Origin of the sequence: Xanthomonas melonis (assembly GCF_020783655.1) — a bacterium.
In the GTDB taxonomy this organism is placed as follows: Bacteria; Pseudomonadota; Gammaproteobacteria; order Xanthomonadales; family Xanthomonadaceae; genus Xanthomonas; species Xanthomonas melonis.
Genome location: NZ_JAJGQH010000012.1, coordinates 49,269 through 74,110, shown reverse-complemented (window position 1 = coordinate 74,110; position 24,842 = coordinate 49,269). Strand labels below are relative to the sequence as shown.

Annotated in this window: 17 protein-coding genes; 11 read left to right on the top strand and 6 right to left on the bottom strand. The window is 66.7% G+C overall.

The features are described 5' to 3' along the window. Positions 1-94 precede the first annotated feature (94 nt). The 6 genes from map to asnB all read left to right on the top strand — a co-directional run bounded on the left by map (position 95) and on the right by asnB (position 8,453). Complete coding sequence (gene map, locus LL964_RS13195) at positions 95-871, top strand: type I methionyl aminopeptidase (RefSeq protein WP_104588041.1); 777 nt, start codon at positions 95-97, stop codon at positions 869-871. Continuing rightward, a complete protein-coding gene (locus tag LL964_RS13190; RefSeq protein ID WP_104588040.1) occupies positions 868-3,477 on the top strand; it encodes a [protein-PII] uridylyltransferase in 2,610 nt (869 codons plus the stop codon). The genes map and LL964_RS13190 overlap by 4 nt, the downstream gene beginning before the upstream one ends. Before the next feature lie 20 nt (positions 3,478-3,497). Then, entirely contained in the window at positions 3,498-4,646 is a 1,149-nt protein-coding gene (gene dapD, locus LL964_RS13185; RefSeq protein WP_146092392.1) for a 2,3,4,5-tetrahydropyridine-2,6-dicarboxylate N-succinyltransferase, read from the top strand. Between the two features lie 218 nt (positions 4,647-4,864). After that, positions 4,865-5,221 (top strand): arsenate reductase, encoded by a 357-nt coding sequence (locus LL964_RS13180; RefSeq protein ID WP_104588039.1) that lies wholly within the window; start codon positions 4,865-4,867, stop codon positions 5,219-5,221. 110 nt (positions 5,222-5,331) lie between these two features. Beyond that, entirely contained in the window at positions 5,332-6,465 is a 1,134-nt protein-coding gene (gene dapE, locus LL964_RS13175; RefSeq protein ID WP_104588038.1) for a succinyl-diaminopimelate desuccinylase, read from the top strand. 293 nt (positions 6,466-6,758) lie between these two features. Then, positions 6,759-8,453, top strand: coding sequence for an asparagine synthase B (gene asnB / locus LL964_RS13170; RefSeq protein WP_104588037.1), 1,695 nt, complete (start codon positions 6,759-6,761; stop codon positions 8,451-8,453). A 50-nt stretch (positions 8,454-8,503) separates the two neighbouring features. Here the strand turns inward: asnB and hpaM are convergent, their stop codons facing one another. The 3 genes from hpaM to LL964_RS13155 form a co-directional block, all read right to left on the bottom strand. After that, positions 8,504-9,556, bottom strand: coding sequence for a type III secretion-associated outer membrane-bound protein HpaM (hpaM, locus tag LL964_RS13165; RefSeq protein WP_104588036.1), 1,053 nt, complete (start codon positions 9,554-9,556; stop codon positions 8,504-8,506). Positions 9,557-9,789: 233 nt separating this feature from the next. Continuing rightward, entirely contained in the window at positions 9,790-11,931 is a 2,142-nt protein-coding gene (locus LL964_RS13160) for a TonB-dependent siderophore receptor (protein ID WP_104588035.1), read from the bottom strand. Positions 11,932-12,253: 322 nt separating this feature from the next. Then, complete coding sequence (locus tag LL964_RS13155; RefSeq protein ID WP_104588034.1) at positions 12,254-14,665, bottom strand: penicillin acylase family protein; 2,412 nt, start codon at positions 14,663-14,665, stop codon at positions 12,254-12,256. A 146-nt stretch (positions 14,666-14,811) separates the two neighbouring features. Here LL964_RS13155 and bfr point away from each other — a divergent pair, with 146 nt between their 5' ends. Further along, positions 14,812-15,297: a bacterioferritin gene (bfr, locus tag LL964_RS13150; RefSeq protein ID WP_064509054.1), complete on the top strand. Its 486-nt coding sequence runs from the start codon at positions 14,812-14,814 to the stop codon at positions 15,295-15,297. A 100-nt stretch (positions 15,298-15,397) separates the two neighbouring features. On the opposite strand, the gene LL964_RS13145 is transcribed toward bfr, so the two are convergent. From LL964_RS13145 to LL964_RS13135, 3 genes are all read right to left on the bottom strand, one after another. After that, complete coding sequence (locus tag LL964_RS13145) at positions 15,398-16,054, bottom strand: thiopurine S-methyltransferase (RefSeq protein ID WP_104588033.1); 657 nt, start codon at positions 16,052-16,054, stop codon at positions 15,398-15,400. A gap of 328 nt (positions 16,055-16,382) precedes the next feature. Next, a complete protein-coding gene (gene parC, locus LL964_RS13140; RefSeq protein WP_104588032.1) occupies positions 16,383-18,626 on the bottom strand; it encodes a DNA topoisomerase IV subunit A in 2,244 nt (747 codons plus the stop codon). A 61-nt stretch (positions 18,627-18,687) separates the two neighbouring features. After that, the gene (locus LL964_RS13135; protein WP_104588031.1) at positions 18,688-19,542 is read right to left on the bottom strand and encodes an AraC family transcriptional regulator; all 855 of its coding nucleotides are present in this window, start codon (positions 19,540-19,542) and stop codon (positions 18,688-18,690) included. Between the two features lie 121 nt (positions 19,543-19,663). Between LL964_RS13135 and LL964_RS13130 the strand changes: the two genes are divergently transcribed. From LL964_RS13130 to LL964_RS13115, 4 genes are read left to right on the top strand one after another with little or no spacing between them, the layout of a single operon-like run. Then, positions 19,664-20,104, top strand: a complete 441-nt coding sequence (locus tag LL964_RS13130) for a MarR family winged helix-turn-helix transcriptional regulator (protein ID WP_104588030.1) — start codon at positions 19,664-19,666, stop codon at positions 20,102-20,104. Then, the gene (locus LL964_RS13125) at positions 20,101-21,606 is read left to right on the top strand and encodes an efflux transporter outer membrane subunit (RefSeq protein WP_104588029.1); all 1,506 of its coding nucleotides are present in this window, start codon (positions 20,101-20,103) and stop codon (positions 21,604-21,606) included. Before LL964_RS13130 ends, LL964_RS13125 begins: the two co-directional genes overlap by 4 nt. A 10-nt stretch (positions 21,607-21,616) precedes the next feature. After that, a complete protein-coding gene (locus tag LL964_RS13120) occupies positions 21,617-22,810 on the top strand; it encodes an HlyD/EmrA/EmrK family protein (protein ID WP_104588028.1) in 1,194 nt (397 codons plus the stop codon). A 6-nt stretch (positions 22,811-22,816) separates the two neighbouring features. After that, positions 22,817-24,391 (top strand): DHA2 family efflux MFS transporter permease subunit, encoded by a 1,575-nt coding sequence (locus LL964_RS13115; protein WP_104588027.1) that lies wholly within the window; start codon positions 22,817-22,819, stop codon positions 24,389-24,391. Positions 24,392-24,842 lie beyond the last annotated feature (451 nt).

Below are 24,842 nucleotides of genomic sequence, written 5' to 3'. Positions count from 1 at the left end.
CTGCCCGGTCTGCTTGCGTGGTGGTCAGGCGGCGCCCCGAACAACCTGGGCACGGGTCGTTCAGATTCAGCCCGAATCGGCGATAATCCCCCCCATGAGCGTCAATCTGAAAACCAAAGAAGAAATCGAACTGATGCGTATCGCCGGCCGCCTGGCCGCCGAGGTGCTCGACGTGGTGGCCCCGCATGTGAAACCGGGGGTGACCACGGCCGAGCTGGACCGCATCTGCCACGACCACATCATCAACGTGCAGGGCACCATTCCTGCCAACGTGGGCTATCGCGGCTTTCCCAAGAGCGTGTGCACCTCGGTCAACAACGTGATCTGCCACGGCATTCCAAGCGCGGCCAAGGTCCTGAAGGAGGGCGACATCGTCAACATCGATGTCACCGTCATCAAGGATGGCTGGCATGGCGACACCAGCCGAATGTATTACGTGGGCACGCCCTCGGTGATGGCCAAACGGCTGGTGGAAACCACGTATGAAGCCATGTGGCGCGGCATCCGTGCGGTCAAGCCGGGCGCCACGCTGGGCGACGTGGGCCATGCGATCCAGAAGTTCGCCGAAGCCGAGCGCTTCAGCGTGGTGCGTGACTATTGCGGCCACGGCATCGGCAAGGTCTACCACGACGAGCCACAGGTGATGCATTACGGCCGTCCGGGCGAGGGCCTGGTGCTCAAGCCGGGCATGACCTTCACCATCGAGCCGATGATCAACGAAGGGACCTATCACCATAAGACCCTGCCCGACGGCTGGACCGTGGTGACCAAGGACCGCAAGCTGTCCGCGCAGTGGGAACACATGGTGGCCGTCACCGAAGACGGCGTGGATGTGCTGACGCTGTCGGCCAATTCGCCCGCGCCGGTATGACGGACGCGCCGGCGGAGCGACCCGACCCGGGCGTCGCCGGCGACGCGGACTGGGCCGCTCAGGCCCGTCCGCTGCTGGTGCATGCGGACATGCGCCTGTGCAAACGCTTCGATCAGGGCGAGCCGATCGAGCGGCTGGTGGCCCTGCGCGCGCGCGCAGTCGATCAACTGATGCGCAACGCCTGGATCCGCTGCATCCCGGCCGAGAGTGGCCTGTCGCTGCATGCGGTGGGCGGCTACGGGCGCGGTGAGCTGTTCCCGCGCTCGGATGTGGATGTGCTGATCCTCGGCGAGGGCGCCGCCCAGCAGCAGCATGAGCAGGCGCTGGCCCGCCTGTTCGCATTGCTATGGGATGTGGGCCTGCCGATCAGCCATGCGGTGCGTTCGCCCGCGCAGTGCACTGCTGCCGCCGCTGACCAGACCGTGTTAACCGCGTTGATCGAGTCGCGCCCATTGGTCGCCGACGGCGCCGCGCGTGCGGCCCTGACGGCGGCGATCGCGCCGCAGCGGGTCTGGCCGCCGCGCGATTTCTTCCAGGCCAAACGCGAGGAATTGCTGGCGCGTCACCAGCGCTTCGGTGATACCGCCGACAACCTCGAGCCCGACATCAAGGACGGCCCGGGCGGCCTGCGCGATCTGCAGACGCTGGGCTGGATGGCATTGCGCGCGTTCGGGGTCAAGGATCTCGAGGCCCTGGTCGGCCTTGGGCATGTGGGTTTCGATGAAGCGGTGGCGCTGCGGCGCGAGCGCGAAGAACTGGCGCGGCTGCGCTTCGGCCTGCACATCGTCGCCAACCGTCCGGAAGAGCGCCTGCGTTTCGATTACCAGAAGACCCTGGCGCAGCGCCTGGGCTATGCCGACGACCTGGAAAGCCTGGGCGTGGAAAAGATGATGCAGCGCTTCTACCGCAGCGCTGCGGTGATCCGTCGCGTCAGCGACCGGTTGTTGCAACGGTTCGAAGAGCAATTCGATGGCGAGGCGGTGCCCGAGCCGCTGGGCGCTGGTTTCAGCCTGCGGCGTGGCTATCTGGCCGCCGATGCCGACAGCTGGCCCGAGGGCGATGTGCTGCAGGTGTTCGCGCTATTCGCGCAATGGGCGGCGCATCGCGAGGTGCGTGGGCTGCATTCGCTGACTGCGCGCGCGCTGGCCGAGGTGCTGCACGAGCTGCCGGCCTACGACGTGGCCGATGCGGCCACGCGCGAGCGCTTCATGGCGCTGCTGCGCGGCCCGCGTGCGGTGGAAACGCTCAACCGCATGGCGCGGCTGGGCGTGCTGGGGCAGTGGATTCCCGCCTTCGCCAGCGTCTCCGGGCGCATGCAGTTCGATCTGTTCCACGTCTACACGGTGGACCAGCACACCTTGATGGTGCTGCGGAACATCGCCCTGTTCGCTGCCGGCCGCGCCGACGAGCGTTTTTCGATCACCCATGAAGTCTGGCCGCGCCTGCGCAAGCCGGAGTTGCTGTTGCTGGCCGGGCTGTTCCACGACATCGCCAAGGGCCGTGGCGGCGATCATTCCGAACTCGGGGCGGTGGATGCGCGTGCGTTCTGCCTGGCGCATCGCCTGAGCGAAGGCGATACCGAGCTGGTGACCTGGCTGGTGGAGCAGCACCTGCGCATGTCGGTCACCGCGCAGAAGCAGGACATCTCCGACCCTGAGGTGATCCATCGCTTCGCCACGCTGGTGGGCACGCGCGAGCGCCTGGATTACCTCTATCTGCTGACCTGCGCCGATATCGCCGGCACCAGTCCCAAGCTGTGGAATGCGTGGAAGGATCGCCTGTTGGCCGACCTGTATTTCGCTGCACGTCGCGCCTTGCGCGAGGGGTTGGAACACCCGCCGCCGCGCGAGGAACGCCTGCGCGAAGCGCGCGAATCGGCGCGTGCGCTGATGCAGGCGCAAGGGCATGACGATGTCACCATCGATCGTCAGTTCGCCGGCATGCCGGACGAGAACTTCCTGCGCTTCCGGCCCGAGCAACTGGCCTGGCAGGCCGCCTCGCTGATCGAGGTGGAGATCGGCCAGACCCTGGTCAAGGCGCGGCGCGCGGTGCCGGACAACGATGCGCTGGAAGTGTTCGTGTACTCGCCCGACCGCGACGGCCTGTTCTCGGCGATCGTGGCCACGCTGGACCGCAAGGGCTACGGCATCCACCGCGCGCGCGTGCTGGACGCACCGCACGATGCGATCTTCGACGTGTTCGAAGTCTTGCCGCAGGACAGCTTTGCCGACGGCGACCCGCAGCGGCTGGCCGCCACCTTGCGCCAGGTACTGGCAGGCGACCTGGCGAAGGTGCGGCCGGCGCGGCGCGCGGTACCGCGCCAGCTGCGGCATTTCCGCTTCGCCCCACGGGTGGAGTTCAGCGAAAGCGCCGGCGGGCGCCGCACCCGTATCAGCCTGGTCGCACCCGACCGCCCCGGCCTGCTCGCCGATGTGGCACACGTGTTGCGCATGCAGCACCTGCGCGTGCACGACGCACGCATCGCCACCTTCGGCGAGCGTGCCGAAGACCAGTTCCAGATCACCGACGAGCACGACCGCCCGTTGTCAGAATCCGCCCGGCAGGCCCTGCGCGATGCGTTGTGCGCCTGTCTCGACCCCGCCTAGTACCTTCCGGAGACCCCCCCATGGCCACCACCAAGAAGAGCGCGCGCAAGTCCAGCGCGACCACCGCCGGCGCCGCGTCCAAGCGCACCGGCACGCGCAGCAGCACCGTCGCCAGCACCAAGCCGGCCGGCAAGGCGAAACCGCTGGCGGCTGTCGACAAGAAAGCGGCGTCCAAGCCTGCCGTCGCCAAGAAAGCTGCGGTGAAGAAGGTCGCCGGTGCAGCGCGCGTGGCCAGCCGGCCGACCACCGTGGTGGCGGCGCCGGCCAGCAAGAAAGCCGCTGCCGCGAAGAAGCAGCCGATCGCCGAGCAGGCCATGCAGGCCGCCCTGCAGGTGGGCAACGACGAATTGAAGTTCGGCATCGAAAGTGCCTTCGAGCGCCGCGCCACCCTCACCGTGGACGAGATCGAAGGCTCGACCCGCGCCATCGTCAACCGCGTGATCGACGGCCTGGAAAGCGGCGAGTTCCGCGTGGCCGAGCCGGACGGGCAGGGTGGCTGGACCGTCAACGAGTGGTTGAAGAAGGCGGTGCTGCTGTACTTCCGCGTCAACGAGATGGCGGTGATCGACGCCCAGCCGGCGCCGTTCTGGGACAAGGTGGAGTCACGCTTCGCCGACTTCCACGAAGCGGAGTTCCGCAAGGCCGGCGTGCGCGTGGTGCCGGGTGCGGTGGCGCGGCGCGGCAGCTACTTCGGCAAGGACGTGGTGCTGATGCCCAGCTTCACCAACATCGGTGCCCATGTCGGCGAGGGCACCATGGTCGACACCTGGGCCACGGTGGGCTCGTGCGCGCAGATCGGCAAGCATTGTCATCTGTCCGGCGGTGCCGGCATCGGCGGCGTCCTCGAGCCATTGCAGGCCAGCCCGACCATCATCGAAGACCACTGTTTCATCGGTGCGCGTTCGGAGGTGGTCGAAGGCGTGGTCATCGGTCATCACAGCGTGATCGGCATGGGCGTGTTCATCAGCCAGAGCACGCGCATCTACAACCGCGCTACCGGCGAGATTTCCTACGGTTACGTGCCGCCTTACAGCGTGGTCGTCTCCGGACAGCTGCCGTCCAAGGACGGGACGCACTCGCTGTATTGCGCGGTGATCGTCAAGCAGGTGGACGCGAAAACGCGCAGCAAGACCAGCGTCAACGAGCTGCTGCGTGGGTTGGCGGACTAATTCCTTTTCCCCTGCGGAGATAATTCTGCAGATAGTCGCGCGGTAGGTGACGGCGCGAGTGCTTTCCTTCTCCCACGGGGAGAGGGTGGCGCGAAGCGCCGGATGAGGGCGCGAGCGAAGCCTGATGCAGGGTCTGCACAAGGCCTCGCCCGTCCCCTCACCCTAACCCCTCTCCCAACAGGAGAGGGGCTTTATAGGCCGATTTACCGGGAACAGAGATGACCACGCTCTACGGATTGAAAAACTGCGACACCTGCAAGAAAGCCACCAAGTGGCTGGACCGTTTCGGTGTCGCGCATACGTTTGTGGATTACCGTGACAACAAGCCGTCGCCGGAAACACTGCTGGAGTGGGCTGGCAAGGCGGGCGGATTCGACGCGCTGATCAACAAGTCTTCCACTACCTGGCGGCAGTTGCCCGACAACAAGAAGACGCCCGGTTCTGAGGCGGAGTGGAAGTTGCTGTTGCGCGAGTACCCGCAACTGATCCGCCGCCCGGTGGTAGTGACCGACGACGGCACCGTCAGCCAGGGCTTCTCCGACAACGGTTTCAAGGCGCGCTTTTCGATCGGCTGACGCCAATGCGGCGCCATCGTTTCGCCTGATGGGCTGCACAGTGCTGCGTGCAAGCGCAGGCTGCCCGTTTCCACGCATGCGCGGCATGCATCCACCGGCAAGAGATCACGATGACCAGCGACGTCTTGCAATTGACCTGTGACCTGATCGCCCGCGCGTCGGTGACGCCCGACGATGCCGGCTGCCAGGCGCTGCTCGCCGAGCGGCTGGCTGCGGCGGGCTTTGCCTGCGAACACCTGCGCCTGGGCGAGGTCGACAATCTGTGGGCCACGCACGGGAGCGGCACGCCGGTGCTGGTGCTGCTCGGGCATACCGACGTGGTACCGCCGGGGCCACGCGAGACCTGGACCAGCGATCCGTTCGATCCGCAGGTGCGCGACGGCGTGCTGTATGGACGTGGCGCGGCCGACATGAAGGGCAGCGTGGCTGCGTTCGCGATCGCCGCCGAAGGATTCGCCGCTGCGCATCCGGATCACCCCGGTACGCTGGCGGTACTGCTGACCTCCGACGAAGAGGGCGATGCCATCGACGGCGTGCGCCGCGTGGCCGAGCTGCTGCGCACGCGTGGGCAGCGCATCGACTGGTGCATCACCGGCGAGCCTTCGTCCACCGAGCGGCTGGGCGACCTGTTGCGCGTGGGACGGCGCGGCAGCCTGTCCGGCACGCTGACGGTGCGCGGCGTACAGGGGCACGTGGCGTATCCGCACAAGGCGCGCAACCCCATCCATCAGGCCGCGCCGGCACTGGTCGAACTGGTGGCCCGGCAGTGGGACCAGGGCTTCGAAAGTTTTCCGCCCACCAGCCTGCAACTTTCCAATATCCATGCCGGCACCGGCGCCAACAACGTGATTCCCGGCGAGCTGCAGGTTGCCTTCAACCTGCGCTACACCCCGCACTGGGACGCGCCGCGATTGGAGGCGGAAATCACCGCCATGTTCGACCGCCACGGGTTGGAGTATTCGCTACGCTGGCATCGCAGTGGCGAGCCGTTCTATACCCCGGAAGGCCGCCTGCGTAGCGTCGCACGCGAGGTGCTGGGCCAGTTCGCCGGCGCGCCGCCGGAGGAAAGTACCGGCGGCGGCACCTCCGATGCGCGCTTCATCGCGCCGCTGGGCGCGCAGTGCATCGAGGTGGGCCCGGTCAATGCCAGCATCCATCAAGTCGACGAGCACGTACGTGTGGCCGATCTGGAGGCTTTGCCGGCGCTGTACCGCACGCTGATCGAGCGCTTGCTGATCGAGTGAGTGGTCGCGGGCACGGCGTCGTTGCCGCTGAAACAGTTGCGCCAGTCAAAACGAAGGGTTAGCGTCAGCTGCATGGTCGTCCGCCTCGCCAACCTCATTAATGCCAACCGCAATGGCCTGCGCGCGAATAATCGTGCGCGGCCGATGCGGGTCTGCGACTAGGCGAAGTACCACCAAACGCCCAGGAACCAGAAAACCCGCATCGGCCGATGCGGGTTTTTTTATGGGTGTCGTTTTCGTGCAGCACGCTAGCCACCGGCCATCAATCCCGCTGTGTCATCAGGAGTGTTTCCATGTGTTCCATCTTCGGTATCTTCGACCTGCAACCCGGCGACGATCTGCAGGCACTGCGCCGGCAGGCGCTGGAGTGTTCGCAGCGGCAACGCCATCGCGGCCCGGACTGGAGCGGTGTGTACGTCGACAGCGGCGCGATCCTGGTGCATGAGCGCCTGGCCATCGTCGACCCGGCCGGCGGTTCGCAGCCGTTGCTGTCCGAAGACGGGCAATTGGTGCTGGCGGTCAACGGCGAGATCTACAACCATCGCGAACTCAAGACCGAACTGCTGCAGCCGTATGCGTTCCAGACCGGCTCCGATTGCGAGGTGATCAATGCGCTGTACCGCGAGGACGCGCCAGCCTCGTACCTCAACCGTGTCAACGGCATCTTCGCGTTCGCGCTATGGGACAAGGCGGCCGGGCGGGTGATCATCGCGCGTGATCCGATCGGCGTGGTGCCGCTGTACTGGGGACATGATCGCGAAGGGCGGCTGCGGGTGGCCTCGGAGCTGAAGTCTTTGGTGGATACCTGCGCCGATGCGGCGCAGTTCCCGCCCGGCCATTGGTATGACAGCGCCACCGGCGCGCTCAGCCGCTACTACGAGCGCGCCTGGCGCGAATACGGCGAAGTGGAGGGCGTGCAGGTGCCGCTGCAGGAATTGCGACAGGCCTTTGAGCGGGCAGTGCACCGCCAGCTGATGACCGACGTGCCGTACGGCGTGCTGTTGTCCGGTGGCCTGGATTCGTCGCTGGTTGCCGCAGTTGCCGCCCGCTACGCACGCCATCGCATCGAGGAGAACGACACTACCGAGGCGTGGTGGCCGCGGCTGCATTCGTTCGCGATCGGCCTGAAGGGCTCGCCCGATCTCGCCGCAGCCGAAGTGGCGGCCGCGGCGATCGGCACCGTGCATCACGGCTTCGAATACACCTTCGAAGAGGGGCTGGATGCGTTGCCGGAAGTGATACGCCATATCGAGACCTATGACGTCACCACCATCCGCGCCTCCACGCCGATGTTTCTGCTGGCACGGCGGATCAAGGCCATGGGCGTCAAGATGGTGCTGTCGGGCGAAGGCAGCGACGAAATCTTCGGCGGTTACCTGTATTTCCACAAGGCGCCCAACGCCCGCGAATTCCACGAGGAGCTGGTGCGCAAGCTCGACGCGCTCAACAACTACGATTGCCTGCGTGCCAACAAGTCGATGATGGCCTGGGGGGTGGAGCCGCGGGTGCCTTTCCTGGATCGCGAGTTCCTGGATGTGGCCATGCGCATGGACGCCAGCGACAAGATGATCGACAAGACCAGCAGCGGCGCAACGCGCATGGAGAAGGGCGTGCTACGCGAGGCGTTCGCCGGCTACCTGCCCGATTCCATCCTGTGGCGGCAGAAAGAGCAGTTCAGCGACGGCGTGGGCTACGGCTGGATCGACGGGCTCAAGGCACACGCCGCTGCGCATGTCAGCGATCGTGAGCTGGCTGCGGCGGACCGGTGTTTCCCGGTCAATCCGCCGCAGACCAAGGAAGCGTATTTCTATCGCAGCCTGTTCGAGCAGTTCTTCCCGGGCCAGGCGGCGGCCGAGACGGTGCCGGGTGGCAAGTCGATCGCGTGTTCCTCGCCGACGGCCATTGCCTGGGATGCGAGTTTCGCCGCGATGGCCGATCCTTCCGGCCGTGCCATCGCCGGCGTGCATGCGCAGGCACTGGCGTCCTGATCCGTTGCAACGGCGGCGGGCGGTGCCCGCCCTGGCGCCGCCGGCTGCTCTTATTGCTCGTGGCGCACGCAGTAACCGTAACGCTGTGGTTCGATATCCACGCCTGCCACATCGGCCTGATTGTTGCGCCACAGATTCGGCTTGAAGTCGGCCGCAGTGCAGTTGGCCGCACGGTCCACGCCGATGGTGTAGGTGAACGGCGTATTGGCGAAGCGATTGTTCTCGAACACGTTGTCCTGGCTCATGCTGTTGTCCCAGCACAGGATTTCCGGCGTGCGGTAGCGGATGGCACAGGCCAGGAACACGCCGGCGGCCTTGTTGCCATCGAACACGTTGTTGCTGAAGCGGTTGCGTCGCGCATCGGACAGGTAGATGCCCTGGCTGCCGTTGCGCTCGAAGCGGTTGTTGCGGATCTCGCTGTCTTCCAGATGTTCGGTGGTCAGGCCGGCGGCCACGTTGTCGTGGATGTAGTTGTTGACCATCGTGACCTTGGCAGTGCGGTTGAACGACACGCCGTCCCAGATCGCGCCGGAAACGTCGTTGTTCTCGATGGTGATCTCGCGCGTGTCGTACTCGCTCAACAGACAGGCGCTGCGGCATTTGTTGACCTGCAGGCCGGCCAGGCGGATGCCCTGGCCGGAACGCACCACCACCGCGCTATTGCTCAGATACGGACGCTCGGGCATGAATTCCTTGTCGCCGGTGCTGGCGACGATCTGCATGTCTTCGATGCTGACATTGCGGATCACTCCGGTCGGCTGCTGGTTCTCGTAGTCGCCGACCACCAGTACCGGTTGCTGCACTCCATCGGCCATGCGCAGCACGGTGGCGGGACCCTTGCCGCGCAGGGTGAGATTGCCGCGGTGGATGGAGACCAGCCCGTTCAGTGGAAACTCGCCTTTGTCCAGGCAGAGCACCGACGGCGTGTCGCTGTGCGGCAGCTTGTCGATGGCGTTTTGCAGACTCTGCCCCGGCTTCACCTTGGCGGTGCAACTGGCGACCGGTGCCGGCGGAGGGCCGGGAGGAGCGGGCGGCGCGGCCGAGCAGGCAGCGGCGAACACGAGCGGCAGCAAGGCGGAAGCGGTGCGGGCAAGCGGGGGCATGCGGATTCCGGTCAGTGGGGAGAGGAGGGCGATCGCGCTGGCATGCGGCTTCGATCGCGACGGCCTCTAGTGTGTCCCACGCGACGTTAAGTTCCAGCCCATGCATGCCCGTCCGATTGGGCGCAGGTTCATTGCCTGGCTGGCGACGCGGCACCGATCGTCCGCCATGCGGCAGCGACCGCAGGGCGTTCGCCGCGACCAGATGCGACGAACGCCGTCGCGGTGCGCCACGCTCAGAAGCTGTAAGCCAGCTGCGCGTAGATGCGTCGCGGCTCGCCGGGGAAGTGCCCACCGCGTGCATTGAAGCCGCTCACTGCGTACACCTTGTCGAACAGGTTCTTGACGTTGACCTGCAGCTTCCACGCGTCCCACTGGGTCTGCCAGCTGATGTCGTAGATGGCGTACGGTTTGACGCGTTGACCCTCCAGGCTGACGCGCTCGCCAACGTAGTCGGCGCCGAAGGCGATGGCCGAGCGCCAGGCCGGCAGATCGTAGCGTGTCCACAGGCCGAAGGTATTGCGTGGCGCATTGGCGAAACGATCGCCGGAAGCGTTGGTGATGCCGTTGGTGCCGGCATCGATGACGCGTGCGTCGTTGTAGGCGTAGGTAAGATTGAAGACCCAGCGCTCGGTGAGGTCGGCCAGCAGATCCACTTCCAGTCCCTCGCTGCGGACCAGGCCGAGCGCGGACAGCTGGTTGACGCCGTCCACGATCGCGCCGTTGGCCTGCACGATGTTGCTTCGCTCGATGCGATACAGCGCGGTGTTCAAGCTGAGCCCACCATCGTAGAGTGAGGTCTTCAGGCCCAGCTCCCATTGCGTGCTGCGCTCCGGTTCGAAGGGCCCGCCGACGCTGGCGTCCTGGCTGGCAGCATCCTGGGGCACGAATCCGCTGGCGTAACTGGCGTAGGCATTGATGCCCTCGCGCAACACCACGGTGCTGCCGAGACGCCAGCTCAGATCGTTGCCGGTGACGCGCGAATCATCCAGCCGGTTGTCGTCCTTGAAGCCGTCCCAGCGCAGGCCCGCCATCGCATGCCAGCGCGGGGTGAGGGTGAGTTCATCCTGCAGATAGGCGCCGTAGCGCTGGCTGCGGGTGCTGGTGGCGCGCCAGGGCAGCGTGTCCAGGCCGTAGTCGTAGAAGCCGCTGCGGCCATAAGCCGGGTTGAACAGGTCGATGCCCGGCACCGGCCCGCGGACACGCCCGGTATCTGCGGTATTGGCGGTCTGCGCGCGGAAGTCGGCATCCAGCCGGTAGTAATCGGCGCCCATCAGCAGCTTGTGCGCGATGTCGCCGGTGCTGGTGCGGAACACCGCATTGACGTTGCTGGAGATCGCATCGTTGTCGCGGTACTGGTTACGCAACTGGCGCGTCATCCACTCGGCGGTGCCGTCGCGGTTGCGATCGATCAGCCCCATCGGCTCGTGATAGATCTGGTGTTCGTCGTTCTTGAACCAGCGTAGCGCCATGTCCAGATCCCATGCGCTGGACGGTGAGAAGCGATACTGCGCGAACGCCACCTTGGCGCGCATGTCCAGGAAGTCGGTAGGCTCGTTGTGGTTCCAGCGGCGGTTGGTGAGGAAGGTGCCGGCATCGTCCACCGGCACACCGCGCAGCCGGTTGCCGCCGAGGTTCTGGGTGATGTCGGTGTACTGCAGGGTCAGTTCGCCGGTCTCGCCAACATCCAGTGCCGCCGATGCATCACCGATCTGGCTCTGGCTGTCGGTGTTCCAACGGAAACCGTCTTCGCCGTCGGCATAGGCGCCGATGCGGTAGCGCACGCGGCCGTCCTCGCGCGCCGGGCCGGTGGCTTCGAACGAGGCCGCGCCGAAGGATTGATTGCCTGCTTGCAGCTCCACCCGGCGCTGTGCCTGATGTGCAGGCTTGCGGGTGACGTAGTTGATGACGCCGCCCGGTTCGCCGCCGCCGTACAGGGCGCCGGCCGGTCCCTTGAGCACTTCCACGCGTTCGATGTTGAACAGCTGCGGCACCGAGAAGCCCGCATACGGATCGCCGCGCAAGCCGTCGTACAGCACGTTTTCCTGCCGGAAACCGCGCAAGGTGACGCCGGCGTAGCTGAAGAAACTGATGCCGCTGATGCTGCGATACAGATCGGTGATCTGGCGTGCGGCCTGATCGTCGATCAGCTCGCGCGGCAGCACCTGCACCGATTGCGGCACCAGCGCCAGTGGCGTGTCGGTACGTGTCGCCACCGCTGCGTCTTCGGATTTGTACAGGGTCTGCGCGCGGCCGACCACGTTGACGCCATCCAGGTCGGTGACGGTTGCAGCGCCGGTGCGTTGTTGGGCGAGGGCGCAGGGGGAGGTTGAAGCCAGGGCGACGGCGAGCGCGGTGACAAGAAGCGTGGGGCGCATTGATCACTAATGGGAATGGTTATCAAATGCATCTTAGCATGTTGTGCTCGCTTGATGGACTGGAGCGCTCATCCCTTGTCCCGCGGGGAGAAGGTGCCCGAAGGGCGGATGAGGGTGCGCGCGCAGCCAGGTGCCGTCTGTCACCTAGCAAGCCGTTCGTCGACATGGAACGCTGGTTGAGGCCGGCGCGGAATGCGTGGCATCGCAGGCGACCGGTCGCATGACGTGGGTGCGTCCTCTTCTCCAGCTCCCGTTCCGCGCCCCGGCCAGCGCCCGCAGCGCGGGTTGCGCGCGTGTCGATCGACGAGGCAATACGCCACGCCTATTCCGGCTGCAACTGCAGCGTATGGCGGGTAGCGGTCGGCAGAAATGGCGTCGGCCGGCCATGCACCCAATCGTCGTGTCCTGCACCCCAGAATGGCGATAGCGGGTGTCCGCTCTGGCCGCCCGGCATGTGCACGATGCCGTCCTGCTCGTGGCCGGGCGACACCACCATGCGTTCGGAGGCGCCGAATGCCGGGCCTTGCACGCGTGGCATGTCGCGATCGCCCGGCAGTTGATCCGGTGGCATGCACAGCCAGCGCTGGACGAGTGGCAAAGCGCGCGCGATCGGGTGGCAGATGGCGGCGGTATTGCGCTCGCCCCAGGTGTGATCGGCAAGCGACTGGCCCGGCTCGCCCTGCGCAAGCAGCGCGGTCTGCGCATCGCGTGCGGCATCGATGAGCAGCCGATCCCAGCTGGCATGGCCCGGTGGCAGCAGATGCGCCGGGCGCTGCTGCAGCAATGGCCAGACGATGCCTTCCAGCTGTGCACGCCGTGGTGGCTGGAACGCCTCGCCCAGCGCGGACCTGGCTGGCGCCAGCAAACCGGCTTCCACCGTTGCGATGGTGTTGCTGCGGAAGTCGCGCACGATGCGGTAGCTGGCCGATCCGGCGGATGCGCGGCCGTCCCACTGCCGCGTGGCGCGTTCGATCTGCTGCAGCGCCGGATCCTTGCTGTGTTCGACCACGCCGCGCAGCAGCTGCCACCAGCGGGTCAGCAGCAGGGCGCGGTCGTCCAGCTGGATCGCGAGCAAGTCGCGCTCGGTGAAGCGTTGTCTGGCGAACAAATCGTCGCGGATCTGCTGCGCCCGCGCACCAAGGTCGTAGCCGGCGTTGCCGAGGATGGCCAGCTGTTGCGCGTCGACGACGCGACTGTTGGCGGTCCACAGCCGGTGCGAGGGTGGGTCGATCAAGGCAGGCGCCGCGTCGCTGCGCACCGGCCAGGGCTGGCAGCCGGTTGGCGGGGGCGGCGTTGCCGCCTGGGCAGGCGCGGGCGAGGTTGCAGCCGCACCGGCGAACGAGCTCGCCAATTCGGAGATGCCACTGGGGCTGCAGCCCGCATTGCGCGCAGGGCGCGCGCCGATCAGGCGCCAGGCGATGCGTCCGCTGCGGTCTGCCACCAGCAGGTTCTGCGCGGGAATTCCCGAGCGGTCTGCCACTGCGAACGCATCTTCCAGGTCGCCGACACTGCTCATCTGCGCAAAATCCAGGCCGATCGCGCCCGGCAGCTGCGCCGCCCAGCGCAACGCCAGCAGGCTGCCATCCGGGTTGACGTGCACGATCGGTCCCCAGGCCGCCTCGCGCACCCGCAACTGCACCGGCGCTGCACCGGCGACGCGGATGGTTTCGACATGCGTGGTCAACGCCTGCCGATGCCCGGGCGCGGGCGCCGGAATGCGTGCGAAGTCGGCGGTATCGATATAGCTGTTGGTAAATGCCCAGGCCACGTGCCCATTGCTGCCGACCACCACCGCAGGCAGGCCGGGCAGGGTGAAGCCGGTGACGTCCACCTTGCCGCCCGCTGCCTCGGCATCCGGGTAACGCAGCCGCGCGCGGAACCAGATATTGGGTGCGCGCAATCCCAGATGCATGTCGTCGGCGACGATGGCGCGGCCGTCGGCGGTGAGCGTGCCGTCCACGGCGAAGTTGTTGCTGCCCGGGGTGGGCGGCTCGGCGCGCGGCATGGCGGGGGCATGCGGCAGGCGGCGCAGGTCCAGCGCGGTTGCGTCGGGAAGCACGGCATCGCCCTGTGCCGGACCGAACAGGGGCGCGTCCCAGCTGGAGCCCTGGTGATCGAGCAGTGCGGCCAGGGCCGGCGGCACCACGGCGCGGATGCGCGCGGTCGCCAGTTCGGTCTGGTTGTCGTTGTCCTGCAGATCGGCGTACATCGCCATGCCGGTCAGGATGGAGTCGTCCAGGGTCCAGGCGCGCGGGCGCTGGCGCAGCAGCAGGTAAGGCCATGGCCGCACCTGCAGGGCTGCCAGCCCGGCGTTCACGCCCTCGGTATAGGCCTGCAGCGCGTCGCGCTGGCTGCCGACGGCGATGTCCAGGCTGGCATGCACGCGTGCGCGCAGCCGATGCACGCGATTGCGTCTGTCCAGCTCCAGCGCCTTGGCACCGAACAGTTCGGACAGCTCGCCAGCCGGCGCGCGGCGCATCAGGTCCATCTCGAAGTAGCGTTCCTGTGCGTGGATGTAGCCCAACGCACGCAGCGCATCGAGCCGGCTCCGCGCATCGATGGTGACCACGCCATTGGCGTCGCGCTGCACCTGTACCGCGGTATCCAGCCCGCCGAGCGCGGCGGCACCGTCCAACTGCGGCAGGCTGCCGCGCAGCAGCAAGTAGACGCACACAACGACGAGCAATGCCAGTATCACGAATCCCAGCGACAGCCGGACCAGCCATTGGCGCATCGTCGTTCCCTCACGAAAGGTGCAAGTGTGGCTGCCGGGCATGATCGTGGTGCGTCTGGCCGCAAGCGCAACTGAAAGTGATTCCGATTAGATCATTGCCTGGCCGCATAGGGCACCATGCGCGCATTGCGTCGCTGGAGCACACCATGAAAGGCCATCCCGAAGTCGTCGATTACCTCAAGCAGCTGCTGCGCGGCGAGCTGGCGGCACGCGACCAGTATTTCCTGCATTCGCGCCGCTACGAGGATCAGGGCCTGATGGCGCTGTACGAGCGCATCAACCACGAGATGCAGGAAGAAACCGAACACGCGGACGCGTTGTTGCGGCGCATCCTGTTCCTGGAAGGCGATCCGGACATGCGCCCGGCCGAATTCACTCCGGGCAAGACGGTGGTGGAAATGCTGGAACGCGATCTTGTCGTGGAATACGAAGTGCGTGCCGCGCTCGCCGCCGGCATGAAACTGTGCGAAGAACATGGCGACTACGTCAGCCGCGACGTGTTGCTCAAGCAATTGCAGGACACCGAAGAAGACCACGCCTGGTGGCTGGAACAGCAGCTGGGCCTGATCAAGCGGATCGGCCTGGAGCTGTACCAGACCTCGAAGATCGACAAGGGCCACGTGGCCGGCTGATCGCGCGCGGAACTCCGCCCCGGCCCTGCAAGGCCGTGCGCCGATGGGCCGCCGCCGGTCCGGATGCGCTGCGCCACTGCCAGCAGCGCACCGGGCGCAGTCAGTGGCGTTGCAGGCGATACACCGCGGTGGACAGGGCGGTCACGCCATCGGCACGGAAGCGCGGTTCCTGGTCGAGGATGTCGCGCTGTTCCAGTCGCTGCACCCGCCACTGCGCATCGAATAGCGCGTGCACTTCGCCGGGATCCACCGCGAAGGGCGGGCCGGCTTTTTCGGCCTGCGGATAGTCCAGGGTGATCAACAGGCCGCGGCAGTCGGCCGGCAGGCGCGCGTAGGTCGTCTGCAGGTACTGCCGGCGCAGGCCGGCGGGCAGCGCCACCAGTGCGGCGCGGTCGTACACCGCGCTGCAATCGGCCAGCACGCTGGGATCCAGCGCAAACGCGTCGCCACAGATGATCTCGATGGGGCCGGCAATGAAGTGCTCGCCGGCATTGCTGGCGTGGCGCTGCGGCTGCAGGCCCGCTTCGGCGAAGAACTGCGCCACGGCCAGCGGCGACAGCTCCACGCCCAGCACGCGATGTCCCTGCGCGGCCAGCCAATGCATGTCCAGCGTCTTGCCGCACAGCGGTACCAATACGCGTGCAGCGTGTGGCAGCTGCAGTGCCGGCCAGTGCTTCTGCAGCAGCGGCATCACCTCATCCTGGTGAAAGCCGATCTGTCCGTCCTGCCAACGTTGCAACCAGAAGTCTGTATCCATGGTCTCGTCGTATCGGTGCAATGCAGTGCGGTATCGCACTGATAAAGAGTGCGCTTGTGTGGGCAGCGCGTCAGGGTTAGCCAGTGTTGCGGGCGGCGGAGTGCGTTTTGCAGCCAGGCGCATCGCTCGAATCCACGGTACTGCATATCGATCTGGATAAGACCGCCGGCTTTCGATTCTTGGCCATCCGCGTACAGCAGTGAATCTCCGGGCCAATCCGCTGCAACGCGGGTGATTCTCTGCCTCGGCTGCGTGCCGCGCCTCAGTGATCCGAGGCGACGGCAGCCACAGCCGCGTCGCTGCGCGTCCGGCGAGTCAATACCCGTGACTACTGCACCTCCAGCCCATCCACCTTCTGCCACCCCCTCGGCAACAACGAACCACGGCTGGCACGCGCGCCCACATACGTATCCAGATCCTTGAACGACAGGCTCATGGTGCGTGCGCCGCTGCGCACCAGCAGCGTGTTGCCGGGTGCCACCGCGACCACCGCGACCACGCGCTCGGTGCCGAGCTTGGCCTTGGGAATCTCGATGATCTTGTTGCCCTTGCCCTTGTCCAGCTCGGGCACTTCGGTGGCCGGCACGGCGAGCAGGTTGCCGGCGCTGGTGACCGCAACGATCCGGTCGGTCTGCGGGTTGCTCACCTGTGCAGGCGTGAGCACATGCGAACCGGCGGTGAGATTGAGCATCGCCTTGCCGGCCTTGTTGCGGCCGGTGAGGTTCTCGAAGCGGGTGACGAAGCCGTAGCCGTGCGAGGACGCCAGCACGAAGCGGGCGGCGTTGTCGGCGCTGGCCATGACCTGGAACGCCGCGCCCGAGGCCGGCGAGAAGCGCCCGGTCAGCGGCTCACCGTTGCCGCGCGCCGAGGGCAGGGTGTGCACGGCGGTGGAATAGGCGCGCCCGTCCGAATCCAGGAAGGCTACCTGATGCGTGCTGCGGCTGCGCACTGCCGCCAGCAGGCCATCGCCTTCGCGGTAGGACATGCCGGCCGGGTCCACCTCGTGGCCCTTGGCCGCACGTACCCAGCCTTTTTCCGACAGCACCACGGTCATCGGTTCGCTGGCGACCATCTCGGTTTCGTCGATCGCCTGCGCCGCGCCACGCTGCACCAGCGGCGAGCGGCGCGCGTCGCCGAACTTCTTGGCGTCGGCGGTGAGTTCGTCCTTGATCAGCTTCTTCAGTTTGGGCTTGCTGTCCAGGATGGCCAGGATCTGTGCGCGTTCCTTGGCCAGTGCTTCCTGCTCGCCGCGGATCTTCATTTCTTCCAGGCGCGCCAGCTGGCGCAGCTTGGTTTCCAGGATGTATTCGGCCTGTTCCTCGCTCAGCGCGAAGCGGGCGATCAGCACCGGCTTGGGTTCGTCCTCGCTGCGGACGATGCGGATCACCTCGTCCAGGTTGAGGAAGGCGACCAACAGGCCTTCCAACAGGTGCAGGCGGCGCTCGACCTTCTGCAGACGATGGTTGAGGCGGCGGGTCACCGTGTTGCTGCGGAAGCTCAGCCATTCGCTCAGCAGGTGCTTGAGGTTCTTGACCTGCGGGCGGCCATCCAGGCCGATCACATTGAGGTTGACGCGGTAGCTGCGTTCCAGATCGGTGGTGACGAACAGATGGCCCATCAGCTGCTCGGCATCCACGCGGCTGGAACGCGGCACCAGGACCACCCGCACCGGGCTGGTGTGGTCGGATTCGTCGCGGATGTCTTCCAGCCACGGCAGCTTCTTGGCGCGCATCTGCTGGGCGATCTGTTCGATCACCTTGGACGGCGAGACCTGGTACGGCAACGCGTCGATGACGATGTTGGCGTGTTCTTTCTTGTAGGTGGCGCGCGCGCGCACGCTGCCATGGCCGGTCTCGTAGATCGCGCGCAGGTCGGCGGGCGGCGTGATGATCTCGGCGGTGGTGGGGTAATCCGGTCCGCGCACGTGTTCGCACAGCTCGGCCACGCTGGCATCTGGGTCGTCGAGCAGGCGCAGCAGCGCGCTGACGATCTCGTTGAGGTTGTGCGGCGGTACGTCGGTGGCCATGCCGACCGCAATGCCGGTGGTGCCGTTGAGCAGCAGGTGCGGCAGACGCGCCGGCAGCCAGGTGGGCTCTTCCAGGGTGCCGTCGAAGTTGGGCGCCCAGTCGGTGGTGCCCTGGCCGAGCTCGCCCAGCAGCACTTCGGCGATCGGGGTCAGCTTGGATTCGGTGTAGCGCATCGCCGCGAACGACTTGGGATCGTCGGTGGAGCCGAAGTTGCCCTGGCCTTCGATCAGCGGATACCGGTACGAGAACGGCTGCGCCATCAGCACCAGCGCCTCATAGCAGGCGCTGTCGCCATGCGGGTGGTATTTACCGATCACATCGCCCACGGTGCGCGCGGACTTCTTCGGCTTGGCGGCCGCGTTCAGGCCCAGCTCGCTCATCGCATAGACGATGCGGCGCTGCACCGGTTTCAGGCCGTCGCCCAGGAATGGCAGGGCGCGGTCGAGCACCACGTACATCGAGTAGTCGAGATAGGCGCGTTCGGCGTATTCGCGTAGCGGCAGCTGTTCGAAGCCGTGGAAGGTGGGGCGGGTCAGATCGGTCATGTAAAGCCAGGTCCTGCGTGAAGAAGAACCCGCGCCAGGGCGCGGACTCGAAGAGCGCCGATTATCCGGATGCGGCGGGGGATGCCAAGCCGCGCGCGTCGGGGCCAGCCAGATAGCGCATGGGTGGGGCGCCGAAATGGCGGTGGAACACGCTGACGAAGGCGCTGGGGCTGCTGTAGCCGAGCTGGTCGGCCACCGTGGCCACCGCGCTGCCCTGACTGAGCCGGCGCAGACCTTCGGCCAGCCGGGCCTGCTGCCGCCACTGCGCAAAACTCAGGCCGGTCTCGGCACGGAAATGCCGGCTCAGACTACGCGGCGACAGCCCGCCCCAGGCGGCCCACGCCTCCAGCGGGCGCGGATCGGAGGGGGTCTCGAGCAACTGGCGTGCGATGCGCAGCAGCCGACGGTCGGCCGGCATGGGCAGATGCAGGTGGTCGATCTGCACCTGGCATAGCTCGTCCAGCAACACCGCGGCCAAGCGTTGCCGGGCTGCGTCCAGCGGCTGATCCAGGGGCCAGCCGGCAGCGCGCATGATCGCTTCGCGTGCCAATCCGGTCAGCCGGATCACGCCGATCTGCTCAGGCAGGCCATGGCAGGCGTCCGGTCGTATCACCACGCCCCAGCCACGCAGCGGCCCGGCCAGCTCCACGGTGTGCTGCCGGCCCGGCGGCATCCAGCCGGCACAGCCTGGCGGCAGCGACAAGCTGCCTTGTTCGGTGTGCACGGTCAGCACGCCGTGTTCAACGAACATCAGCTGGCCGCGCACATGCGCATGCCAGGCGGTCTCCGGCGCCCAGACCGCGCGCAGATCGGCCAGGAACGCGATCAGCACCGGGCCATCGGCCCACTCGAAGCTGTCGCGTACGCCGGGCGGCAAGGCGTCGACGGTCGTGGTTGGCCGGTTTTCGATAGGCATTGGCGCAATTGTATTACCAGGCCAGCGTGGGCGCGGCGTATGGTGGCAACCCTTGCGTCTGGTTTAATTGCGGCCAACATATTTTCGTTGACAAATATTTTATTCGAAATAAAATCTCCGCATGAGCGATCACCCCGACACCCCGCCGTCGTTCGGACTGCTGCTGCGCCAGGTACGCGATGCGTTGATGCGTCAGCTCGAGGCCGAGATGAAGGGCGAGCTGCCCGACTTCGGCTTCAGCCACTACGTCGGCCTGAAGATTCTTGCCGTGCGCTCGCCGTGCACGGCCAACGAGCTGGCGCTGGCGCTGGACCAGACTCCGAGCGCCGTGACCCGCCTGCTCGACAAGCTCGAGGCGCTGGGTGCGGTGCGGCGCGAGCCGCACGCCCAGGATCGGCGCGCGCTGCAGATCGTCATGACCGAGCAGGGCGTGGCGTTGTGGGAGCGACTGCGTCTGCGCGGCGAACGTGCAATCGAGTACGGCCTGCGCGATCTGTCCGCTTCTGAGCGCGAGCAACTCACCTCTCTTCTTATCCGTGTCCGCGATGCACTCAACTCATGAACACCGCTAGTTTCCACCGACGATCTTCGCGCCCACGCGTGCTGCGCTTGTTGCTGCCGGCTGCCGCGGCACTGGTGCTGACGGCCTGCGCCAGCGGCCGCGGTCTGACGCCGCAGGGCACGCTGCTGGAAGCCGGTGCGCTGCATGCCGAGCGGACGCTCGGACCGGCGTCGCTGAGTCCGGCAGCCTGGCCGGCAAGCGATTGGTGGCGCGCGCTCGGCGATGCGCAACTCGACGCGTTGATCGCCGAGGGGCTGCAGCATAGCCCCAGCCTGGCCGCAGCCGACGCACGCCTGCGTCAGGCGCAGGCGCGCACCGGGACCGCGCAGGCCGAGCGTGGCCCGAGCCTGTCGGTATCCGGTGGCTACACCGGCCTGCAGCTGCCCGAAGCCATGGTCGGCGAGGAGCTGGGAGGCAGTTACGGCGGCAGCGCGCAGGCCGTGCTGGATTTCCGCTACGGCGTGGATCTGTGGGGCGGCAAGCGGGCGGCCTGGGAAGCGGCAGTGGATCAGGCGCATGCCGCCGCCATCGACGCGCAGGCCGCACGGCTGAACCTGTCGGCGGCGATCGCCGAAGGCTACGCGCAGCTCGCCTATGCGTGGAGCCTGCACGATGTGGCCAGCGACGAGCTGACCCGCGCGCAGAAGACGTTGGAGCTCACCCGCCAACGTCGCAGCGCCGGCATCGACAGCGAGCTGCAGGTCCGTCAGGCGCAGGCGCGCGTGCCGGCCGCGCAGCAGCAATTGCAGTCCGCACAGCAGCAGATCGACGAGGCGCGCACCGCGCTGGCTGCGCTGGTCGGCCAGGGCCCGGACCGTGGGCTGCAGATCGCACGCCCGACCCTGGGCACCGCGCTTGCCATGCAACTGCCGAGCAATCTGCCGGCCGATCTGCTCGGCCGTCGCCCGGATGTCGTGGCCGCGCGCTGGCGGGTGGAAGCGGCCGACAAGGACATCGCCGTCGCCAGGACCCGCTTCTATCCCAGTCTCAACCTGATTGCGCTGGGCGGAGTGGTCAACCCGGATGTCGGCAAGCTGCTGGAAAGCGGCTCGGTGTTCGGGCTGGTGGCCCCGGCGCTGAGCCTGCCGATCTTCGACGGCGGCAAATTGCGCGCCAACCTTGCCGGCAGCGATGCGCAGTACGACCTGGCGGTGGCCGACTACAACCAGAAAGTGATTTCCGCCCTGCGCGAAGTGGCCGATCAGGTCAGTGCGGTGCGCTCGCTGGAGCAGCGCGCCCAGGCGCAGGACCAGGCCGTGCAGACGGTGAGCGCCGCGTTCGACCTTGCGCAACAGCGCTTCCGTGCCGGTATCGGCAGCTACCTGGATGTGCTCAGCGTGCAGGAGCAGCAGCTGCTGGCACGCCAGCGCATGGCCGCATTGCAGTCGCAACAACTGCTGGCCTCGGTGAGGTTGCAGCGTGCGCTGGGCGGCGGCTACATGCCCGAGCCCGCACGCGATACCGCACATACCGCAGCCAGTTCCGCACAACCGCATTCCTGAGACAGCGCCAATGAGCCAGACCCCTTCAGCTTCCTCCCAGCCCGCGCCGGCCGCACCGAACAAGCGCCGTGCGGCGCTGCGCATCGTGGCCCTCGCAGTCATCGTGGCGATCATCGGTATCGTGGCGTGGTATCTGCTCGTCGGCCGCTGGCACGAAGACACCGACGATGCCTATGTGCAGGGCAACCAGGTGCAGATCACCCCGATGGTGGGTGGCACCGTGGTCAGCATCGGCGCCGAAGACGGCATGCGCGTGGAACGCGGCCAGCTGCTGGTGCAGCTGGATCCTGCCGACACCGCCGTGGCCTTGCAGCAGGCCGAGGCCAATCTGGCCAAGACCGTGCGCCAGGTGCGCGGGTTGTACCGCACGGTGGAGGGCGCACAGGCAGAGGTGTCTGCGCGCGAGGTGACGCTGCGCAGCGCCCGCGCCGACTTCGCCCGACGCAAGGACCTGGCCGCCACCGGCGCCATCTCCAACGAAGAACTGGCGCATGCCCGCGAAGAACTGGCGGCCGCCGAGGCGGCGGTGAGCGGTTCGCGCGAAAGTCTGGAGCGCAATCGCGCGCTGGTGGACGATGGCGCGCTGGCCAACCAGCCGGATGTACAGACTGCCGCCGCGCAGCTGCGTCAGGCCTATCTCAATCATGCGCGCACCGGCGTGGTGGCGCCGGTGTCGGGCTATGTCGCGCGGCGTTCGGCGCAGGTCGGCCAACGCGTGCAGCCGGGCAGCGTGCTGATGGCGGTGGTGCCGCTGGAGCAGGTGTGGGTGGAAGCCAACTTCAAGGAAACCCAGCTCAAGCACATGCGGCTTGGGCAGGAAGTAGAGCTGCATTCGGATCTGTATGGCGGCGGTGTCGCCTACAGTGGCCGTATCCAGAGCCTGGGGCTGGGCACCGGTAGCGCGTTCTCGCTGCTGCCGGCCCAGAATGCCAGCGGCAACTGGATCAAGATCGTGCAACGGGTTCCGGTACGCATCGCGGTGGACGCCAGGCAACTGGCGGCCAATCCGCTACGCATCGGCCTGTCGATGAAGGTCGATGTGAACCTGCACGATCAGCAGGGGCAAGTGCTGCCGGCCAAGGCCGCCAGCGGTGCGGTGTTCTCCACCGATGTGTATGCACAGCAGCTCAAGGCGGCCGACGCCGATATCCATCGCATCATCCAGGCCAACCTGCCGACGCAGGCTGCCGCCAAGCTGGGCTGAGCCGGCATGTCTTCGCAAGCTGCTACTGCGCCCGGTGGCCCGGCGGCGCCCGCGGCCGGCTTTCGCCCGGCGAGCGTGGCGCTGTGCACCGTGGGCCTGGCGATGGCCTCGTTCATGCAGGTGCTGGACACCACCATCGCCAACGTCTCGCTGCCCACCATCGCCGGCAATCTCGGCGCCAGTTCGCAGCAGGCCACCTGGGTCATCACCTCGTTCGCGGTGAGCACCGCGATCGCGTTGCCGCTGACCGGCTGGTTGAGCCGTCGCTTCGGCGAAACCAAGTTGTTCGTGTGGTCGACGCTGGCCTTCACCGTCGCCTCGCTGCTGTGCGGGCTTGCGCAGAGCATGGGCATGCTGGTGGTGGCGCGCGCGCTGCAGGGCTTCGTGGCCGGGCCGATGTATCCCATCACCCAGAGCTTGTTGGTGTCGATCTATCCGCGCGAAAAACGTGGGCAGGCGCTGGCGCTGCTGGCGATGATCACCGTGGTGGCGCCGATCGCCGGGCCGATCCTGGGCGGCTGGATCACCGACAACTACAGCTGGGAATGGATCTTCCTGATCAACGTGCCGCTGGGCATCCTCGCCAGCAGCATCGTCGGCTCGCAGTTGCGGCACCGTCCGGAGCAGTTGGAAAAGCCGCGCATGGATTACATCGGCCTGATTCTGCTGGTAGTGGGCGTGGGCGCGCTGCAGCTGGTGCTGGATCTGGGCAACGACGAAGACTGGTTCGCTTCGGACAAGATCATCGTGCTGGCCTGCATCGCCGCGGTGGCCCTGGTGGTGTTCGTGATCTGGGAGCTGACCGACAAGGATCCCATCGTCGATCTCAAGCTGTTCCGGCACCGCAACTTCCGCGCCGGCACGCTGGCGATGGTGGTGGCGTACGCCGCGTTCTTCAGCGTGAGTTTGCTGATTCCGCAATGGCTGCAGCGCGACATGGGCTACACCGCGATCTGGGCGGGCCTTGCCACCGCGCCGATCGGCATCCTGCCGGTGCTGATGACGCCGTTCGTGGGCAAGTACGCGCTGCGGTTCGACCTGCGCATGCTGGCCACCATCGCCTTCATCTTCATGTCGTTCACCAGCTTCTTCCGTTCCAACTTCAACCTGCAGGTGGATTTCGGCCATGTGGCCACCATCCAGCTGGTGATGGGCGTGGGCGTGGCGCTGTTCTTCATGCCGGTGCTGCAGATCCTGTTGTCGGATCTGGATGGTCGCGAGATCGCGGCAGGCTCGGGCCTGGCCACCTTCCTGCGCACGCTGGGCGGCAGCTTCGCGGCCTCGTTGACCACCTACCTGTGGGCGCAACGCACGCAAGTGCACCACGCGCACCTCACCGAACACATTTCGGTCTACACGCCCGGCATGCAGGAGCAGGTTGCCGCGATGGGGCAGGGCGACCTGCAACGCGGCGCAGCCTTCCTCAACAACATGATCAATCACCAGGCCTCGCAGATGGGCTTCAACGACATCTTCTACCTGCTGGGCTGGACCTTCCTGGCGATCATCTTCTTCCTGTGGCTGGCCAAGCCGCCGTTCGGCGCAGGCGCCGGTGGCGCAGCGGCTGCTGGCGGGCATTGAGCGCGGGTGACAGGGCGCGTGGCCGCTCTGACATCGGCCAGGAGACATATCACGCCGTTCTACTGCAGAGCGGGTGATCTGCGACTTGGCTGCAGGGCCCTTGCCCGCCCACGCCGGCTCTCGACACCTACGCTGCCACACTTCGAACAGATAAGGCTCTGACGCGGCATCCATGCCGCGTAAGGTGGGCAAGGACCAGCCGGGATATCGGTGTGCGTAGTGCTTTTCAAGGCAACCAGCAAACCGTTTGGAGCGGTGGGGGCATCGCGGTTTCGACCGACGCAGCCCCGGCGCAGATGCGGCTATTCGTGTATTCGCGCTGGACGTGCTGCTGTTTCCGGCGTCCGGCAATGCGCTGGACAGCCTTGCCTGGGCGCATGAGGCAGGCGAACGTGAGGAGGCGTGAGGCCTCAGCTATCTGTTGCTGATTGCGGCTCGATTGCCTGGTGCC

Excerpts from the sequence above, each read along its gene's own strand:
- parC (WP_104588032.1), bottom strand. The coding sequence starts at position 18,626 with ATGACCGATCTGACCCGCCCCACCTTCCACGGCTTCGAACAGCTGCCG.
- hpaM (WP_104588036.1), bottom strand. The coding sequence starts at position 9,556 with ATGCCCCCGCTTGCCCGCACCGCTTCCGCCTTGCTGCCGCTCGTGTTC.
- LL964_RS13160 (WP_104588035.1), bottom strand. The coding sequence starts at position 11,931 with ATGCGCCCCACGCTTCTTGTCACCGCGCTCGCCGTCGCCCTGGCTTCA.
- LL964_RS13120 (WP_104588028.1), top strand. The coding sequence starts at position 21,617 with ATGAGCCAGACCCCTTCAGCTTCCTCCCAGCCCGCGCCGGCCGCACCG.
- LL964_RS13115 (WP_104588027.1), top strand. The coding sequence starts at position 22,817 with ATGTCTTCGCAAGCTGCTACTGCGCCCGGTGGCCCGGCGGCGCCCGCG.
- LL964_RS13155 (WP_104588034.1), bottom strand. The coding sequence starts at position 14,665 with ATGCGCCAATGGCTGGTCCGGCTGTCGCTGGGATTCGTGATACTGGCA.
- LL964_RS13125 (WP_104588029.1), top strand. The coding sequence starts at position 20,101 with ATGAACACCGCTAGTTTCCACCGACGATCTTCGCGCCCACGCGTGCTG.
- asnB (WP_104588037.1), top strand. The coding sequence starts at position 6,759 with ATGTGTTCCATCTTCGGTATCTTCGACCTGCAACCCGGCGACGATCTG.
- LL964_RS13135 (WP_104588031.1), bottom strand. The coding sequence starts at position 19,542 with ATGCCTATCGAAAACCGGCCAACCACGACCGTCGACGCCTTGCCGCCC.
- LL964_RS13130 (WP_104588030.1), top strand. The coding sequence starts at position 19,664 with ATGAGCGATCACCCCGACACCCCGCCGTCGTTCGGACTGCTGCTGCGC.
- dapD (WP_146092392.1), top strand. The coding sequence starts at position 3,498 with ATGGCCACCACCAAGAAGAGCGCGCGCAAGTCCAGCGCGACCACCGCC.
- LL964_RS13145 (WP_104588033.1), bottom strand. The coding sequence starts at position 16,054 with ATGGATACAGACTTCTGGTTGCAACGTTGGCAGGACGGACAGATCGGC.
- LL964_RS13190 (WP_104588040.1), top strand. The coding sequence starts at position 868 with ATGACGGACGCGCCGGCGGAGCGACCCGACCCGGGCGTCGCCGGCGAC.
- map (WP_104588041.1), top strand. The coding sequence starts at position 95 with ATGAGCGTCAATCTGAAAACCAAAGAAGAAATCGAACTGATGCGTATC.
- LL964_RS13180 (WP_104588039.1), top strand. The coding sequence starts at position 4,865 with ATGACCACGCTCTACGGATTGAAAAACTGCGACACCTGCAAGAAAGCC.
- dapE (WP_104588038.1), top strand. The coding sequence starts at position 5,332 with ATGACCAGCGACGTCTTGCAATTGACCTGTGACCTGATCGCCCGCGCG.
- bfr (WP_064509054.1), top strand. The coding sequence starts at position 14,812 with ATGAAAGGCCATCCCGAAGTCGTCGATTACCTCAAGCAGCTGCTGCGC.